General features: G+C 46.4%; 1 pseudogene. It reads right to left on the reverse strand.

Annotated elements, in window-relative coordinates:
* A pseudogene (locus G4L40_RS13260) lies at positions 1-237 on the reverse strand (FKBP-type peptidyl-prolyl cis-trans isomerase); the annotation flags it as partial.

A 237-nucleotide genomic window follows, 5' to 3' on the forward strand; every position in this document is an offset into this window, starting at 1 on the left:
CTGTGTCTTGTGCGTCAGAAGGGTTTCCGTCTCCGTTTGGATCTGGATTCTCAAACTCTGTATCTACTAAGTCACCATCATCATCTACATCTAAGTAGTCTGGTGTACCATCACCGTCTGTGTCTTGCGCGTCAGAAGGGTTTCCGTCTCCGTTTGGATCTGGATTCTCAAACTCTGTATCTACTAAGTCACCATCATCATCTACATCTAAGTAGTCTGGTGTACCGTCACCGTCTG

It is taken from the genome of Flavobacterium celericrescens (genome assembly GCF_011392075.1).
Taxonomy (GTDB): Bacteria; Bacteroidota; Bacteroidia; order Flavobacteriales; family Flavobacteriaceae; genus Flavobacterium; species Flavobacterium celericrescens.